We start from the raw sequence: 14,587 nt of genomic DNA, 5'->3' as shown, positions 1-14,587 counted from the left end.
TCTCTTTATTTATTATTCAAGTCTTTGAATAGATCCTTTAATTGCTCGGTTGAAAATTCTCCACTATTAGGATCAGCTTTCTTTTTACTCCAATCTGTACCTTTTTCAACGCGCTTAGTAGGTACCCATCTATTTTTCTTTTTACCCAAACTATTGTGACGTTTCTTTACATATTGCAGGGCCTGTACGCCAGTAGCTACACCATGCTGCAACCAATCATTAGCAATCTTATAAACCAATTTAGAACTAACTACAGAATCATAGGTTAAACAAGTATAAGTCAAAATATTAATCAAATCTTCTGGCAAGCCATATTGCGTATGCAAATTATTGATAATATATTTTTCATTAGTACTAGCGATTCCACCCTTTTCGGTTTTCAGCCGATACAAAAACTCAGCTGGTGAATTCTCTTGAGCTTTTTTCAGTAGCTTCTTGTCATTTGCATCTAAGCTTTCAATCGATGCTAATGCTTTCTCTTGACCTTCATTAAGCTGTTTTTGCACATTTTCTCTAGTCTTAGAACGTTTATAATTTTCAGCCAAGGTATTACTAATGTCACGCATATTTAATTTATACGAGCCATGCAAACAAGGCAAACTTTCATCTACGAATTCTTCTTCAGATAAGCCGTAAGTCTGCATTAAACTACGAATTTGATTTTGATTGATTTCAACTTCTTTGGCTGGAATCTGATAAACTTGATATTTATTTTTGATAAAGTCCCAATCTACATTATCATGATCATTAACTGTGGCTGTTTCTGCCTTTTTAATTTTATTCTCTTTAGCTGCCTCTACTACATCTCTTGATGGCGTAATTGCTTCATCTCCAGGCAGCCGAAAGACATCAATAAAATTAGCTGACACATCACGAGCATTTTTGATCGGCTTTTCTCGTAACTTGGCTGCTTCCGCAAAATTATGGCTCAACTGATGAAAAGTAGTTATGCCCACTTTCTCTTTTAATAAACTAGCCAACAACTGAGTAGCAAAAAATTTATCCGCACTCGGCACCTTAAATAATTTAAAAACTAAGATATTATTAAAAACATTATCGGATAAATATGTCTTAACTAATCCCACCGCTTCTAGCTTATGCAATGCTCGAAATAATTTTCTCAAGCTACAATCAAGCTGCTCCTGTAATGAATATATCCCCTTTGAATCAGAGATTATCCCATAGGGATCATAATCACTAATCAAAGTTTGATAAAGTGCAACCGCAACTGCACCCACCAACGGTTGATAAAGCTTGATCAAGATCTTTTCATCATCTGGATAAAGAGTAATCTTATTGGCCACGTAATAAAGATGTTTGGGATTAGATGTCTCAAACATTCCTAGTTACTCTTTCCCTTCTTGGCCATCATGTCTTCCATCGTCTTCATAAAACTAGACATATCTTTAAATTCACGATAGATAGAAGCAAAGCGAATGTAGGCCACATCATCTAGGTTAGCCAGATCATCCATTACGTATTGACCAATCTTCTTAGATGAAATCTCACTGACACCTTGTTTTCTAATTTTATTTTCAACCCGATCAACCAATTTCTCGAATTGTTCACTGCTGATTGGTCGTTTTTGACCGGCCGCCATGACTCCATGCAAAATTTTATTGCGATTGAACGGTTCACGCGTACCATCATTTTTTACAACTAGCAACGGTGCAGTTTCTACTCTTTCAAAAGTAGTAAAACGAAAACCACAATTTTCGCACTCTCTGCGTCGTCTGATTGCGCGATTTTCATCGCTTGGACGTGAATCAATAACGCGGGAGGCATTTTGATGACAATTTGGACATTCCATAGCTATCCCTCTTTTTTGATTTTAATTAATATTTGTTCTAATTTATTTTCTAGTTCTTTTATTGTACCAGTATTTGCAATAACAAAATCAGCCATTTGCGCTTTTTTCTTAAGCGGTATCTGACTATTGATGCGAGCCTTTGCCTCTTCATCAGTCAATTGATTGCGCTCTTTCAACCGTTTAAGCTGCAATTCAAAAGGCAAAGTAATTACTAAAACACCATTAGCAATATTCTTTTTATCCATTCCTGACTCAAAATAAACCGGTGCATCTAAAATAATTAGACTACTATTTTGATATTCTTTTATCTTTTGAATAGTTTTAGCGAAAATTAACGGATGAGTCAACTGGTTTAACTTTGCTAAGGCATTTTTATCATTAAAAACCAATTGCCCTAATTTCTTACGGTTAATCGTTTGATTAGGATTTAAATATTCCTTGCCAAAATTATTTTTGACTGCCTGCCAGGAAGCCTGATCTGGCTTCATTAACTCATGTGCAATCTGATCGCAGTCAATTACCGGGATCTTTTTCTTTTTAAAAAAATTGTCCGCTGTACTCTTGCCGGTAGCAATTCCACCGGTTAATGCTAAAACATAACTCATTGATACATCACCTGACACTTGGGGCAAAAAGTAGTACCTCTGCCTGAAACCTTAATTTTTTCTAGCGTCGTGCCGCACTTAGAACAAGCTTCGCCAGCATGACCGTAAACCTTAAGCATTTTTTGATAGCCGCCGGTTTGACCATTGGCATCCAGATAAGTATGCACCGTTGTGCCGCGTTCTTTAGTAGCAATGGTAATTGTTTCGTTAATGTTGCGACGCAACTCCTTCACTTTATCAGCCGGGATCTTATTGGCGCTGCTTAAGGGATGGATCCCGCTTTGCCACAAGGTTTCATCAACATAGATATTGCCCAGGCCCGCAACGGTCTTTTGATCAAGCAAAGTATTTTTGATGTTTTTCTTCTTGCGCTTTAAACTAGCAATAAAATATTGGTCGCTAAATTCCGGACTATTAGGCTCGGGGCCCAGTTTGCCGATTGCCGTCGCTTGTTTTTCAGTACCAGTTAAAATCAGCTGCATGCGGCCGAACTTTCGCACGTCGTTATAGCGCAAAGCTGTACCATCATTAAAAATAAATTCCACATGATCATGCTTATCCTTAGGCGCATTTGGCGTGGTCAAATGATATTTGCCTTCCATGCGTAAATGCGAAACGATCGTTAAATTATCGCTCAAACGAATAAGCAAATACTTGGCATAGCGGTCAATATCAATAATTTCTTTACCAGGAAGCTCCGTTAAAAAATGTTCATGATCCGTCGCCACAATCTTGGGATACCACAGAATTACTTTTTCAATTGTTTTTCCTTTGACTAAAGGAATTAAAGTTCGCCGTACGGTTTCTACTTCAGGCATTTCAGGCATTCTATCACCTACTTTGCATCATACCAATTGTGTCCCCAGCCAGAATCAGCAATCAGTGGCACATCAAGTTTAACTGCTGATTGCATAACTTCAGGGACAATCTTTTTAATCGTTTCTAGTTCATCCTTTGGCACATCGAAAATCAATTCATCGTGCACCTGTACTACCATCTTGGTCTTCAGATGAAGTTCATCCAGCTTCTTTTGCATATTGATCATCGCAATCTTGATGATATCGGCCGCTGAACCCTGAATTGGCGAGTTAATCGCGGTTCTCTCGGCAAAAGCACGGACAGTGTATTTCTTAGCATGAATATCGGGCAAATATCTGCGCCGGTGCATGATCGTTTCAGCATAGCCCTTGTCGCGTGCCTCTTGCACAGCCTTATCCATATAGTCCTTAATTTGCGGATACTGTTCAAAGTAATTGTTAATAAATTCTTTGGCTTGCTTTCTAGAGATACCTAAATTTTTAGACAAACCATAATCAGAAATACCATAAACAATTCCGAAGTTAACGGCCTTAGCATGTCGCCGCATTAATGGAGTTACTTCGTCTGGTGAATCCAAGTGGAAAATCTTCATCGCCGTGTGCGAGTGAATATCATAGCCGGTCTTGAAGGCCTCTTGCATATGAGCATCCCCAGAAACATGAGCCAATACACGAAGTTCAACCTGTGAATAGTCACAAGAGAAAATATAACCATCAGGGTCGGTTGGCACAAAGGCCTTTCTGATTTGCTTACCTTCCTCAGTACGCGTTGGAATATTTTGCAAGTTAGGATCAACACTAGATAAACGTCCGGTTGCCGTTAAAGTCTGCAAGTAACGCGTATGTACGCGACCATCAGGTTGGATGACATCAAGCAAACCTTTAACATAGGTTGACTGAATTTTGGCAATCTGACGATAATCCAAAATCTCACTGACAATTGGACTTTGCGTCTTCAATTGATCAAGCACCTCAACCGAAGTTGAGTAACCTGTTTTGGTTTTCTTTAAAACTGGCAAGTTTAATTTTTCAAACAAGATATGGCCTAATTGCTTAGGTGAATTCAAATTAAAACGTTCCCCAGCTTGCTGGTAAATCTTGTCTTCCAGTTCTTTTAACTTAACGGCAAACTCATTCTGCAACTGAATCAAGGTGCTGGCCTCCACCTTCATGCCATTCATTTCCATTTTAGCTAAAACGCGAGCCGTTGGAATCTCAATTGTATCAAACAAGTCATCTTGTTCATGTTCCTTCAACTTCTGCAATAGCGGTTCTTTTAATTTGGCGATGACATTTACTTTGGAAGCCAAGTGGTTGAATAAGTCATCGTCTTCATCTGGAACATGTTCACTCTTGCCTTTACCATAAACTTCGATATCGGTTTTAACAGAGTAATCACCATATAAATGCGCAATTTCGCCTAAATCATTGGAGTTGTTTTCATTATTAACCAAGTATGAAGCTAAAAGCATATCGTAGTCCAAACCATGGGCATGAATGCCTAAGCGATTTAAACCAACCGTGGTCCGCTTTAAATCAAAGACATTTTTCTTGATCTTTTCATCTTCCAAAAGATGCTTCAAATTGTCTTCACTAAGTAAATCGACATCCCTTGAAACGTAAATCTGATCATTGATCTTCAAGCTAAAGCCGACAAAATCCGCTAAATGATAGTTGGCACCGAGCATGGCTAAGTAGAATTCAACTTGATCGTTTTCACTAGCCTTAATATCTTTAACATTTTGATCATTTAAAACGGTATATTCAACTTTTTCCACTTCAGTAGCTGCTTGACCTTTGCCTGAAGCATTCAAGTCGGCCAAAAACTTACGAAAGTTCATCTGCTCGTAGAATTGGCGCAGTTTTTCATAATCAACTGGTTCACGCTTAACGTCGTCGATACCAATCGTTACTGGTGAATCACGATCAATGGTAGCTAGTTTCTTAGCTAAAAAGGCCTTATCCTTATCATTGATCAGATTTTCCTTCAACTTAGACTTCTTCATTTCATCAACATGTTCATAGAGATCTTCTACTGAACCATATTTTTGAATCAAACGAGAAGCAGTCTTGGGACCAACCTTAGTGACACCAGGATAATTATCGGAATTATCGCCCATCAAGGCCTTCATGTCGATAAATTCAGTTGGGGTCACGCCATTAACTTCTTTCATGTGTTCTGGCGTATAGGCTTCAAGTTGAGAAACGCCAGATTTAGTTACTTCAACTGTTGTCTTATCTGATGCTAACTGAGTTAGGTCGCGGTCACCGGTAACTACAGTAGTAGTAAAGCCAGCATCTTCACCCTTTTGAACAAAAGTACCAATGATGTCATCGGCTTCATAATCTTTTAGTTCATAGGTTTTAATACCCAAATCATGCAACAGTTCTTGGATATAAGGCATTTGTTCAAGCAATTCTTCAGGCGTTTTGGCTCGACCACCCTTATAATCACTGTACATCTTGGTCCTAAAGGTTACCTTGCCTGCATCAAACGCAACTAAGACGTTGGTTGGTTCAACATCTTTTAATAAGACGTCCAACATATTTTTAAAAGCATAAATCGCATTGGTATGCAAACCTTCAGGATTTTTGAAAGATTCTAGCTGACGATAAAGCGCATAAAAGGCTCTAAAAGCTACTGAGTTACCATCAATTAAAAGTAATTTTTTATCGGCCATATTGTCTGCCCCTTTATTAAATAGTTCTTTTCTTACTTATCCATTTTACCAGTTTTAGTGCTATTCTTTCAGCCTGATGTTTTTAGACAAAATAAAAAAGCACAGATGTGCTTCTTTATTCTAAATTATTCTTCGTTTTTACCACTGGCATCCCAGACCTTCTTTAAAGCTGGAACCTTACCCAGATCGGTCATTTCATCTTTGCCTACAACAATCAAATTGTTAGGCCCTTGGGCCAACTGGTTGAAACTATCCAAACTTTGATTTCTAAAGTAGCCTTCACCAGCCTTAGACAAAGCATCCTGCATCTTTTGGACACGGTAAGCATCAGCATCAGCCTGTGTCTTAACGGCTTCAGCATTAGCCTTAGCCGTAGCAACCAAGGCATCATTTTTAGCCTTAGTGGTCATTTCAATTGTTCTAGCTTCACCTTCGGCCTTGGCAATTGAGGCAGTCTTTTCACGATCGGCCGTTAATTGCTTGTCCATGGCCCGTTGAATCTCAGGACTTGGCAACAATTCATCGACGTTCACCCGGACCACCTTGATGCCGTAGATATCAGTCAAATCGCCGGTAGCTACGAATAATTGATCGTTGATTTCTTTAGTAGAACCTAAAGCAGAGTTCAAATCCATTCGACCGATAATATCACGCAAGTGACCCCGGATTAATTGCACCATCGATTCAACTGAATCAGTGTTGTTGTAGAAGTAGCGGTATGAATCGGTTACCAAGTAGTTCAACGTCAAGGAAGTCGTAATCTCCGCATTATCCTTGGTAATAATTGAATACTTAGAAATCTCCAGTGGCTGCAAAGCAAGCGGCACCTTGCGAATTCTCTGGAATAATGGCCAAATAAAGATAAAACCAGCCTTCACAGTCTTAGAATACTTCCCTAAGGTTTCAACTAAACCTTCATTGTTCTGCGGCACGATTCTAAAACCACAACAAATGTAAGCAATGATTAAAACAATAATTACACCTAGTAAAACTTTCGTAACCATAATTATTACCTCAAACTAATTGTCTTTCTTATCAGCATTGAGTCGCCTAGCGACATCCCCCCCAATAGATCTTCCCTTCCGGTGAGCGTATTAAGCCGTTCATCCAGGAGCTTAGCATATTCATACTTATTCATATGATCCAAATTATCCCACGCATTTGGAATTTCAACTCTAAAAGGAATACCATTATGTAAAATAATTTGATCATAAAACATGTTAATCGCAGTCGCAGAATTCAAGCCTAATTGCTTCAAAATTGCTTCTGCCTTTTCCTTCTTCTCAGGATTCATTCTGACATACAGGCCTGTTGTCTTCTCTGCCATCTCAATCACTCCCTTCTGAATTTATGGATATTATATATCATATGCATATCGTTTGTATATATTTTTGCAAAATATTTTTAAAATAAAAAGAGATCACCTTTCGGCAATCTGCTCATCTAATTCTACAAATCACTAATATGGAAAACTTGATTTTCCAAAGTTCTTAAACTGAATTCACCATTCTTAATGTACTTTTGGTGGTAGGCAACCGTCAAATAAATATCATCTGGGGCATTAACTTGGATGCTTTCTACTTCGCTGTAGCGATCTGGTAAATCAATGCCATCAATCATAGAGACATCCCAGTTGTTGCTATTAGTTTCGCCCCATGGGAACTTAACAATCTTGCGCTTCCAGGTCGTTACCTCACCAGTTGTGTGGTTAATCTCTGGTGACAATTGGTTAGAAATATAAATATTCTTGTCATTGTCAATTGCATAGCCTTGAACTGAATCAATTACTTGATCCTCTTCTTGGTTCGGTGCAACGCTTGGATGATCAAAATTATCAATATGAAATGCACTTAAGCAGTGCAAATCGGTGATTGGCGTATTCTTAGTACCATTTTCATCTAATTTTTGGTTAACTTCGTTCAGATCATACAAAGCAAAGTGACCAGAATCATCATTCCAAATAGCTGCAATCATAAAGTATTTACCATTTGGTGAAACGCAGGCCTCAACCCGGTGCAAGTGGTTGTGCCCATCATAAGGCACATCAGTTGCATGATTTAAATGGGACAAACGTGGCAATTGCGTATTTGAAGTGTAGTTTTCGGACAATAATTTAGGATACTTTACCCTTGCAATTTGCGTCGTCCAGTTGCCTGAGTTCGGCTTAGCCCCAACAAAATATTCATCTTTATCGTTAGCAGGAATCCAAGTTTGCGTATGACCAAAGCCCGTCATTACTAAATGTGGTTCTGTATAATCAATATTTTTAGTTAAACCCTCATGTTTTCTATAAACTAAAACATCGTGTGCACTGTGCAGCAGCTGCAAAGCAAAAACGTGTTTATCCATAACTGCACCAACTTGAGCAACAACATTGTGCATCCCATTTAAACGATATACTAAGTCAGGCGTAATGTTCTTTACCATTTTGATATCTTCTTTCTATTCAAACCGAATTATAAAACCTAATAAAAACTAATATTCCTAATAGCTTTTATCATGTCTCACTCACTCTAGCTTTTGCTAGAGCGATTTTTTTAAGCGTTAAGCTCTGTGGGTACGGTTGAACGCGGCGCGGTTAATATTTCTATTACCCTATTAATAGGGACTGGCTTTGATCTGCCCCACATGAAGGTTCTTCGATTCTTGTTTTTCTTTAGCCTAGGAACATTCCCTAGCTCTAAGAATGGACTTAAAGTCCTTTGCGACATGTCCTCAGCTTAGCTGATAAAAGGAGAGGCATTCCGCCTTTCGCTTTGTGGCAGTCGACTTATTTAATAATTCTTCTTAACTGGCAATTCTTTGATCAAGAATTGCTTTTACTTTTTTATATGGCGTATAAAGCGTAATTTCTTTATCTGTGGCTCTTGCTAGGATATTCTTTGATGCAGCGATATTACAGTCCATTTCTCCACAATTAGGACATAAGGTCTTTTCATTGTGCTTGCCAAATCTTACGATAAAGTGCCGTCCGCAATTTGGACAATATTGGGAAGTGTAGGCTGGGTTAACGTCTTTAAAGTCAATGCCATATTGCTGGCAATAATACTCTAAACGTTCATTTAATACTCCTTTAGTCCATGAGGAAAGATTGCGTCTAACTTGGCGTTCATATTTACTGCCTTTCTTAGCTATTTTTTCCTTAGTAAAGGTCAAATCTTCTTTAACAATCAAACTTGGTGTTTCCAGCTTAATCATTGTTTTAATTGCATGGTTAATTTTGCTTTCAAGACAAGCATGATAAGATGCGTGGCGCTTATCTTTGCGCTTATGACCAATATTATTAGCGTTCAACTTGTTTAATTGCCTAGTTAATTGCTTTTTCTTGATAATTTGTTTAGGTATATTGGCGTTTTTTAGCTGATTAAGCTTTTTCTTTAATTGATAGCGATAACCGTAATAAGGATTGCGTCTAGCTAAGTATTGGCTTTCCTGTTCAATTTCAGGTCTAGTAAACTGGCTAAAACCTTTGCCATATTCACGACCACTACTGCAAGAAACCAGCGTGGCAAGCCCTTTATCAATACCGAGTTTAGTGCCTGCTTGATATTCTTTCTTTTGTCTAACTTTAATTACCTTATGAATTTCAATCCGCTTTTTATCGCGATCTAAGATAATTTGTAAATTGCCATTTAAACGATAATGCCATGGACTTGTCAGCTTTAAACTAAATCTCTTTCTTGATACATGCGATGAAATGGCAAGCTCTTCTAGCTGATCGCCGGTAAACTTGTACATGCTTTCATCATAAGTCATAGATTTATTTAAGCTATGATGCTTTCGAGGAGTATATTTATAGCGTCTAGTTAATCTGCTTAAATATGAATAAGCATGTTTTCTTTGTTTAGGCGTAACAGCTTCTTCTAATTCTGCTAGGTGCTTTTGCAATCCGTGAGACAAATCTAAAAGTACTGCTTGATTGTTGGTTAAGGCATAATACCACAACTCTCTAATGGAAAGCAGATAGTAGATCAAGTGTCTTTCATCTTTATCTATTGCCTCATTTGCTTGCACGACTCTACGAATTTGGTTAGCTAAATTACTCCACATCGAATTGATGTTGGCACAAGCATCGCTTAATGCGTAACACCAATGTTTATCTAAGAAATTGTATTTGGCTACATACTTTTTGTTTTGCTTAGAGCCTTTAATTTGATCACGTAATTTGCGATACTGCTTAACATCAAGCATATGACTGATGCCACAATATTGATTTAGAAACATATTGCGACATTTGCCATAATTTATAAAAAGCTGATCTAATTTAGTATAAGTATCTTCATCAAGCTTAAGCGAGTATGCTCTAACGGTCTTTGAATAGCTCTTGATTGGTTTTGATGATCTTTTCATTATGATGGCTTCTCTTTCCATAAAGCTTAGCAGAATAAACAGAAATAACTGAAAGCACATCGTCTACTAGCTCTTCATTAGAGCTTTCGGCTTTGGTTTGATTAATAACTGTTATTTCAACATCGTTTTCTTGGCATATGTCTTCAATTAATTCAAAACCAAATCTAACTAAACGATCCTGATAATTGACTACTACTTGACTGCATTGCTGGGTGCAGATCAGATGAATCAGCTCTTTTAAGCCTTTTTTGTGATAATTAAGCCCTGAACCAATATCAGAAATAATTTTAAACGGCTTGCCTTGCATTTCACAGAAATTAGTAACTACTGCTATTTGACGCTTTAAATTATTTTTTTGTCCGGCAGAAGAGACACGACAATAGCCAATTATCAATTTATCTTTGGATACTGGCTTGGCAGGCTTTTTCCCTGCTAGTGCATCATCCAGCATTTGCGGGGTATATCTTCTTTGATTTCCAGCAGTTCTGATTGGCTTAATAATTCCTTTTCTTTCCCACAGCCTTAGAGTAGGAATTGCAATATTTAAATATTTAGAAGCTTGTCCGATAGATAAATACTTGGGTAATTGTTTATTGGATGCCATAAAAAAACTCCTCAACTTTCGTTAAGGAGATTATATCACTTATTGTCATAAATTAACAGATTTTATCACTTTTTAGTATTTATTTTGTTAACTGCTGATAACCCCATAATCAAATTATAAACCAGAGACGCAAAAAAAGTCCTATTTGCAATTTGCAAATAGGACCTTAGTCCAATTAACTACAGCAACTTTTCAAAAGCATCCTCGTACTTAGGTATGTCGCCGGCACCCATGAAGACGATGACGGAATTCTTATTCTTGGTCAAGTCAGCAATGTTGTCTAAATCGATCACTTCTGAACCAGGAATATTTTTAACCAAATCCTCACTAGAAATGTCGCCGTTAGCTTCACGTGCTGAAGCATAAATTGGAGTAACATAAGCCTTGTCGACGTCGCTTAAGATTTCTTCAAAGTCCTTTTGGTACTTCTTGGTTCTGGAGAATGTGTGTGGTTGGAAAACAACAACCAACTTCTTGTCTGGAAACTTTTGACGGGCAGCTTGAATAGTAGCACGCATTTCAGTTGGGTGGTGTGCATAGTCGTCGATCACAGCAATGTCGCCGAAGTCTTTTTCACTAAATCTACGCTTAGCACCCATAAATGACGGTAAGCCCTTCTTGATGTCTTCCATTGGCACCTTTTCGGTGTAGGCAACAGCAATTACGGCAGTCGAGTTCAAAATTGAGTGATCACCAAATAAGTGAATCTCAAATTCACCCAAGTCCTTGCCGTGAGCTAAAACGTGGAACTTGGAACCAGTAGTTGACTTCTTAATATCAGTAGCTTGGAAGTCATCGCTGTCGCTGAAGCCGTAAGTGTACTTAGGAATATCAGTCTTCAAACTTTGCAAACGTTTGTCATCGCCCCAAACAAAGAGTGCCTTCTTGGTTTGGTCAGCAGCTGATTGGAATGCGCTGGTGTAGTCGGCCTGATCCTTGAAATAGTCTGGGTGATCGAAGTCGATGTTGGTCATGATTTGGTAATCTGGGTGGTATGCCAAAAAGTGACGACGGTATTCATCAGCCTCGTAAACAAAGAAACGTGAGCCTGCAACACCTTTGCCACGGCCATCACCAATTAAATATGAAGTTGGAGCGACTTCGCCCAAAACGTGTGATAACAGACTAGTAGTTGAGGTCTTGCCGTGGGTACCAGAAACACCGATTGAAGTATGACTTTGCACAACTTCTTCAACAGTATCTGGGTAAGATTGCCACTTAACGTCCTTATCAAGACAAGCCTTAACTTCTGGGTTATCTTCCTTGAAGGCGTTACCCTTAACGATGACTTGTTCATCGTTGCTCTTGATGTTATTCGGATCAAAGTTCTTCACTTCAATGCCGGCTTTTTCAAGTGGAACTTGAGTGAAAGTGTACTTCTCAATGTCACTGCCGGCAACATTGTAACCCAAGTCATGAAGTAAGAGTGCTAGGGATGCCATACCAGTACCCTTAATACCAATAAACCAAATTTGTTTGTTTTTATCTAACATTTATTATTCCCTCGAATTTTTAACGGATTTATTCGTTAACTATTTTACCATTTTTTTACCATTTTTCTTGAAGGTTTATTTAGCAAAAAAGTTGGCATATTTTCGACTTTCAGTAATTACGACTATTATCTCTTTTATCTTTGCATTCAACCGTTTTACGCGCGCAGATATTCTCAGCGCCCTTTTATCAAAATTAAATTATAAAGTAATCTTACCACTAGCAATTAATTCATCGCACTTGGTTGGTTCGAATTCTGCACCAACTTCGAAGCTGTCTGGAACAACCATGATACCACGCTTTTGTGGTGCGTGTGGCAAACCTAATTCACGAGCTGAACAAATCATGCCGTATGAATCAACGCCGCGCAATTGACCTGGCCAAATTTGTTCACCACTTGGCATCAAGGTACCAGGAAGGGCAACAACAACTTTTTGACCTTGAGCGATGTTAGGAGCACCACAAACGATTTGGTGTTCTTCATCATCGCCCACTTGAACAGTGGTTACATGTAAGTGATCTGAATCTGGGTGCTTTTCACAGGTCTTAACGTAGCCGTAAACAAGAGTTGGCTTGCCGTATGCGAATTTATCGTCAAAGCCGGCTTCAGCTAACTTCTTGTTAAGGGCAGCAAGTTCATCATCTGACAACTTAACTGGGCCATTTGGCAACTTGTCGTAGTCCATAAACTTGTCAACGTTGAAGAAGTTGAAGCCAATAGTCTTGCCTTCGTCATTAGTAACGCGGGTTACATCGTCTTTTTCTTCAAATGAGCTACGGCCTTCGTCGTGACCCAAGATAACGATCAAAGTGTTAGGATAAGCTTCTTTATTAGTACTAGTAATCATGCTTTTTTAAATCTCCTCTATTAGTCAAGTGATCGTAAAAAGTTTTCTACTTCATCTTTAGTTTTACGGTCCTTATTTACTAGTCTACCAATTTCTTTGCCATCTTGGTAGACAACAAATGAAGGAATTCCCATAATCATTAATTTTTTTGCCACGTCAACTGAGCCATCACGGTCGATTTGGTAGAATTTGGCATCAGAAAAATCTTTTTCAATTTCTGGCAAGAATGGATCAAGAAAGCGGCAGTCCGGGCACCAAGTAGCGGAGAATTCCAATACCACGTGACCTGACTTGATGATTTCTTGCAATTTATCTTCGGTTAATTCTTTAATTTTTTCCATGTTGTTACCTCACTTGCTTACTATTTATAAGTATTATATAAAAATCAATTTGCTTTCGCAATAATTTCAGTTTAGCCATTAACCATCCAATCATGAAAATTAGGTGACTTAGCAGGATCATAATGACCGTTCTTATCAATATCTACTTTTTCTTCAGGTAATTCAGCAATTAAATTTGCCCAATCTACTGATGTTGGTATGTTATCCATAACAATTACCTCATCCATGATATTTATTAATAATTTTCCTTTTATATTATACTTATTTGAACATCTAATTTCATATTTTATAACTCAGAAAATATGAAAAAAAGTATTTCTTTCCAATGCTCTAAACACAAGATAGAAATACTTCTTTTTATTCTTCACAATATTATTTTTCATCAAAACTAGCATGCAACGCATAAATCGGATTGCCCTTAGCCGCAAACTTATGCTCATATTCAGTTTCGATATTCTTTTCAACAATCTCCGCCTTTTCATGGTGCAAGTCCACTGAGACAAAATCAAAATGCATCCCGTAATTATTCATACTTTGCACCGAATATGCAAACAAGCCCGAATTGTCCGTCTTAAACTCAATATGGCCATCTGGCTTGAGCACTTGCTCATACTTAGCTAAGAAGCTCTTGTAAGTCAAGCGGCGCTTTTCATGACGAGTCTTTGGCCACGGATCACTGAAGTTCAAGTAAATGACATCTGTCGTATTTTTATCAAAAAAGCAGTCGATATCAGCGGCATCCCCACGCAGGATCTGCAAATTATCCAAACCTTCTTCTAACTTCGTGCGCAAGATAATCCCTGCGGCCGTTGTTTGCAATTCTAAGGCCACATAATTCTTGTCCGGATTTTGCTTAGCCAAGGTCGTAATGAAATGTCCCTTGCCAGAACCTACTTCAATTTCAATCGGATGATCATTGCCAAAACGCTCGGTCCAATCGATCTTCTTTTCTGGATCTGGATTTTGCAAGACGCTTTCTGGATGATCATTAACTAACTTTACGGCCCAAGGTTTATTTCTTAATCTCATTCTCTATTCC

14 protein-coding genes and 1 pseudogene are annotated in these 14,587 nt (G+C 38.2%); all 15 read right to left on the bottom strand.

The window, feature by feature from the left end; genetic code table 11:
- Positions 1-5: 5 nt before the first annotated feature.
- The 15 genes and pseudogenes from ICI50_RS03030 to trmB all read right to left on the bottom strand — a co-directional run bounded on the left by ICI50_RS03030 (position 6) and on the right by trmB (position 14,577).
- Entirely contained in the window at positions 6-1,340 is a 1,335-nt protein-coding gene (locus ICI50_RS03030) for a replication initiation and membrane attachment family protein (protein WP_188891921.1), read from the bottom strand.
- A gap of 2 nt (positions 1,341-1,342) precedes the next feature.
- Positions 1,343-1,810 (bottom strand): transcriptional regulator NrdR, encoded by a 468-nt coding sequence (gene nrdR, locus ICI50_RS03025; protein ID WP_013853739.1) that lies wholly within the window; start codon positions 1,808-1,810, stop codon positions 1,343-1,345.
- Positions 1,811-1,812: 2 nt separating this feature from the next.
- The gene (gene coaE, locus ICI50_RS03020) at positions 1,813-2,415 is read right to left on the bottom strand and encodes a dephospho-CoA kinase (protein WP_013853738.1); all 603 of its coding nucleotides are present in this window, start codon (positions 2,413-2,415) and stop codon (positions 1,813-1,815) included.
- Positions 2,412-3,242: a bifunctional DNA-formamidopyrimidine glycosylase/DNA-(apurinic or apyrimidinic site) lyase gene (gene mutM, locus ICI50_RS03015; protein ID WP_188891919.1), complete on the bottom strand. Its 831-nt coding sequence runs from the start codon at positions 3,240-3,242 to the stop codon at positions 2,412-2,414. The genes coaE and mutM overlap by 4 nt, the downstream gene beginning before the upstream one ends.
- Positions 3,243-3,250: 8 nt before the next feature.
- Positions 3,251-5,914, bottom strand: coding sequence for a DNA polymerase I (gene polA / locus ICI50_RS03010; RefSeq protein WP_013853736.1), 2,664 nt, complete (start codon positions 5,912-5,914; stop codon positions 3,251-3,253).
- A 125-nt stretch (positions 5,915-6,039) separates the two neighbouring features.
- Entirely contained in the window at positions 6,040-6,918 is an 879-nt protein-coding gene (locus ICI50_RS03005) for an SPFH domain-containing protein (RefSeq protein ID WP_013853735.1), read from the bottom strand.
- A 15-nt stretch (positions 6,919-6,933) separates the two neighbouring features.
- A pseudogene (locus ICI50_RS03000) lies at positions 6,934-7,241 on the bottom strand (type II toxin-antitoxin system RelB/DinJ family antitoxin).
- A 122-nt stretch (positions 7,242-7,363) separates the two neighbouring features.
- The gene (locus ICI50_RS02995; protein ID WP_013853733.1) at positions 7,364-8,341 is read right to left on the bottom strand and encodes a class III bacteriocin; all 978 of its coding nucleotides are present in this window, start codon (positions 8,339-8,341) and stop codon (positions 7,364-7,366) included.
- Positions 8,342-8,701: 360 nt separating this feature from the next.
- Complete coding sequence (locus ICI50_RS02990; RefSeq protein WP_244964963.1) at positions 8,702-10,264, bottom strand: RNA-guided endonuclease TnpB family protein; 1,563 nt, start codon at positions 10,262-10,264, stop codon at positions 8,702-8,704.
- Positions 10,218-10,868, bottom strand: coding sequence for an IS607-like element ISLhe9 family transposase (locus tag ICI50_RS02985; RefSeq protein ID WP_188891917.1), 651 nt, complete (start codon positions 10,866-10,868; stop codon positions 10,218-10,220). Before ICI50_RS02985 ends, ICI50_RS02990 begins: the two co-directional genes overlap by 47 nt.
- 179 nt (positions 10,869-11,047) lie before the next feature.
- A complete protein-coding gene (murC, locus tag ICI50_RS02980) occupies positions 11,048-12,361 on the bottom strand; it encodes a UDP-N-acetylmuramate--L-alanine ligase (RefSeq protein WP_013853731.1) in 1,314 nt (437 codons plus the stop codon).
- 198 nt (positions 12,362-12,559) lie between these two features.
- Complete coding sequence (gene ytpR / locus ICI50_RS02975) at positions 12,560-13,207, bottom strand: YtpR family tRNA-binding protein (RefSeq protein WP_054640653.1); 648 nt, start codon at positions 13,205-13,207, stop codon at positions 12,560-12,562.
- A gap of 20 nt (positions 13,208-13,227) precedes the next feature.
- Positions 13,228-13,548, bottom strand: a complete 321-nt coding sequence (locus tag ICI50_RS02970) for a thioredoxin family protein (RefSeq protein ID WP_013853729.1) — start codon at positions 13,546-13,548, stop codon at positions 13,228-13,230.
- A 71-nt stretch (positions 13,549-13,619) separates the two neighbouring features.
- On the bottom strand, positions 13,620-13,757 hold the full coding sequence (locus ICI50_RS02965; protein ID WP_013853728.1) for a hypothetical protein: 138 nt from the start codon (positions 13,755-13,757) through the stop codon (positions 13,620-13,622).
- A 163-nt stretch (positions 13,758-13,920) separates the two neighbouring features.
- A complete protein-coding gene (gene trmB / locus ICI50_RS02960; protein ID WP_188891915.1) occupies positions 13,921-14,577 on the bottom strand; it encodes a tRNA (guanosine(46)-N7)-methyltransferase TrmB in 657 nt (218 codons plus the stop codon).
- Positions 14,578-14,587 lie beyond the last annotated feature (10 nt).

The organism is Lactobacillus kefiranofaciens (assembly GCF_014656585.1).
GTDB classification, from domain to species: Bacteria; Bacillota; Bacilli; order Lactobacillales; family Lactobacillaceae; genus Lactobacillus; species Lactobacillus kefiranofaciens.
This window is presented reverse-complemented; position numbering and strand designations above follow the sequence as displayed.